This window comes from Mesorhizobium amorphae, assembly GCF_014843845.1.
Classification (GTDB): Bacteria; Pseudomonadota; Alphaproteobacteria; order Rhizobiales; family Rhizobiaceae; genus Mesorhizobium; species Mesorhizobium amorphae_A.
On record NZ_JHQS01000110.1, the window covers coordinates 1 to 2936 of the forward strand.

Annotated in this window: 3 protein-coding genes and 1 pseudogene; 2 read left to right on the plus strand and 2 right to left on the minus strand. The window is 61.5% G+C overall.

Annotation, left to right across the window (positions count from 1 at the left end; genetic code table 11):
* A pseudogene (locus DH08_RS35880) lies at positions 1–184 on the plus strand (M24 family metallopeptidase); the annotation flags it as partial.
* A 210-nt stretch (positions 185–394) separates the two neighbouring features.
* Here DH08_RS35880 and DH08_RS30265 read toward each other — a convergent pair.
* The gene (locus tag DH08_RS30265) at positions 395–1390 is read right to left on the minus strand and encodes an NAD(P)H-dependent flavin oxidoreductase (RefSeq protein ID WP_192182917.1); all 996 of its coding nucleotides are present in this window, start codon (positions 1388–1390) and stop codon (positions 395–397) included.
* Positions 1391–1527: 137 nt separating this feature from the next.
* Here DH08_RS30265 and DH08_RS30270 point away from each other — a divergent pair, with 137 nt between their 5' ends.
* The gene (locus DH08_RS30270; protein ID WP_192182918.1) at positions 1528–2286 is read left to right on the plus strand and encodes an IS5 family transposase; all 759 of its coding nucleotides are present in this window, start codon (positions 1528–1530) and stop codon (positions 2284–2286) included.
* Positions 2287–2295: 9 nt separating this feature from the next.
* Here the strand turns inward: DH08_RS30270 and DH08_RS30275 are convergent, their stop codons facing one another.
* Positions 2296–2598, minus strand: a complete 303-nt coding sequence (locus DH08_RS30275) for a hypothetical protein (RefSeq protein WP_192182919.1) — start codon at positions 2596–2598, stop codon at positions 2296–2298.
* Positions 2599–2936 lie beyond the last annotated feature (338 nt).

Below are 2936 nucleotides of genomic sequence, written 5' to 3' on the forward strand. Positions count from 1 at the left end.
TCTTCCAAACTCCGAGTGGGTCCTGGAAGAAGGAATGGTCTTCCATATGGTTACATCAGGCGAAGGCATCTCCATCAGCGAGACGGTCGTAGTTGGTCCGAATGGTGGCGAAAGGTTGAGCAAGTTGGAACGCCGGCTGTTTTCGAGCAATGAAAGCGTGAGATTAGCCAGCAACGCGGCTTGATGATCGTGTTTTTCAGCCGACCCAAGCTATTCCGATCGAGCCGCGGCCTGCGGGGAGGGGGCTCGATCATCGTCAGCAGGAGTACGGGAGGACGGCTGGACCGGTGTGTCCCTCATTCCTTGCGAGCATTTCCAGCAATCCGTGGAAGCTCAGCTAGGGTCCGGACCCATAAGTCCGCGATTGAGATCGGCGGTACTTCCCACGTGAGCTTTAGAAAGATGGATCGTTCCCAAGCCGTGCGAGTATTGCCCGCGCCTCGTCGCTAATTTCGCGGACAATCTCGGCGGCGGGCTGGACGTGGCGGACGAGGCTGACGCCTTGGCCCGACCATAGAGCAAGGGCATCAATATCGCCCTCGTCACCCGATCCCGGCGTGTGAGATTGGTATGAAACCACATCACCATGTGGCGACTTTGCAACGACCGCGCCTTCGTGGGGACGCCTACCCACCGGCGGGCGTCCGGCTGCCTCCCAAGCTTCAATCGTTTTGTTGCGGAGGCTACGGTGCGGAGCGTCGGGCCAGCCGACATCGAAAACAGTCCCGTATTCTGTGTCCGTCTCCTTAGCTGTGAGGATGCGGTCGCGATAGCGCGGGTGGATTGGAGCTTCGATGCTCGCGAGAAAGCGGGTACCGATCCAGGCGCCCGCGGCACCAAGTGCCATCGCCGCGGCTAGACCGCGTCCATCCGCAATGCCACCGGCGGCAAGAACGGGGACCGGCGCGACCTGGTCAACAACTACCGGGACCAACGCCATCGTGGCAACTCTACCGTAAACGTGGCCACCGGCCTCCCAGCCTTGCGCGACGATTGCGTCCGCGCCATCCTCGGCTGATATCCGAGCCTGTTCGGCGCTTCCTGCCGTATGCAGCACCATTGCCCCGCCACGATGCGCCGCAGCCGTCAGCGAACCTGCCTGGCCCCAGAAAAATGAGACTACCGACACGCCTTCTTCCAAGCAGATCGCGAGGCGCTCCTCCTGCGGATAAGTCAACAAGAGATTGACGCCGAATGGTCGCTCGGTCAGGGCCTTGGTGGCCCGAATTTCTGCGCGTACCGCTTCGGGCGGACTCCAGCCGAGGGCGAGCATCCCGAGACCGCCTGCATTGCTAACCGCGGCCGCGAATTGCGGAGACGTAGCTCCACCCATTGGCGCCTGGACAATCGGGATTTCTATGCCGACGAGAGTAGTGAAAGCGTTGGGCATTGCGATCCCCCTGAGTCCACCATCCGGTCGCGGCCTTTGCCCGATCTAGGGATCGTGGTCCAAAGGGGGCACGGAATCAACAGGGATTTCGTCGGGATCTGCTTCGTGATTCACGTCTCCAAAGGGAGACCACACGGATGAATCGCGACTATTTCTGGCTGACCGAGGAGCAGTTTGGGCGGCTCGTGGCGCTCTTGCCAACTGACACACGCGGGAAGCCGCGGGTTGATGATCGCCGGGTGATCAGCGGTATCGTGCATGTCCTGAAGTCAGGTGGTCGTTGGGTTGACGCACCGGATGCCTACGGCCCGCGCAAGACGCTCTACAACCGCTTCGTCCGATGGGCGGCCAAGGGCGTCTGGGTCGACATCTTCCATGCCTTGGTCTCGGCTAGCGGACCACCCGCGGAGGTGCTTATCGACTCCTCGGCGGTGAAGGCGCATCGATGTGCCTCAGGCGGCAAAGGAGGTGAACAAAATCAGGCGATCGGCCGATCGCGCGGTGGTCGAACCACGAAAATCCACGCCCTGACCGACGGCCTGTGCCGCCCAATCGCTTTCCTTTTGACCGGTGGCCAGGTCGCCGATTGCAGTGCCGCGGATTTGCTTCTGGAGCAGATGCCGAAGAGCCCGATCCTGCACGCCGACAAGGGCTATGACACCAATGCCATCCGGCACAAGGTCGAGGGCAAAGGGACGATGCCGAACATTCCGCCGAAAGCTAACCGACGCTGGAAGAACTGCTTCTCGCCATTCCTATACCGCGATCGCAACGCCATCGAGCGGATGTTTGGACGGCTCAAGGATTTCCGCCGCATTGCGACACGATACGATCGATCGGCGACGAGCTTCCTCGCCGCCGTCTGCCTCGCGGCAATCGTCAGCTACTGGTTATGAGTCCGGACCCTACAACGTCGGTGCACCCTCGGCCGACGCCGGCGCTGCGGCAACTGCAAGTTTCGACCCTTGCAACTGGGCAGTGACTGAGCGGGGCCGATCCGCTGCCTCTTCAGGCAGCGTTTCGGCTCGTTGATGATGACGGGCATTCTCGACGTCGCGCGCCATCACCATCGCCTTCAGCGCATCCGGATCGTCGGGAAGCTGGTCAGCAGTCATCGCCCTGATGGGCAAGACCACAGCATATTCACCGGCCGCGGCCGACAGCGGAATCCGGGCTGATTCACTTCGCAGCAGATTACCCGCCTGCACCGGAACACGCGTCCGGCGCGCCTCGTGGACACGCCGCCAATCGGTTCCTTCAATGAGCGCTGACAGTTGCGGCCGTCAGCCGCATCACGCCGTCCTCAACCTTCGGCCAGTGGAACTTGTCCTCGTCCAGCCGCACACGCCGGTGTTGTCCCAGAAGATCAGCTTGATCCGGTCGAGGTTGGGTTTTGTTTCAGGTCAAGCTTCGGTGTTTTCGGTTGCGACAGGCGAGCGCTGTCTTCGCATGCTCTCGCCGGTCAGATTGATGCGATAGGCGGGCGCTGTCACGTTATCTGAGGTTGGACGTGAAGGGACCGCTGACAGGGATATCAGGCGAGGGC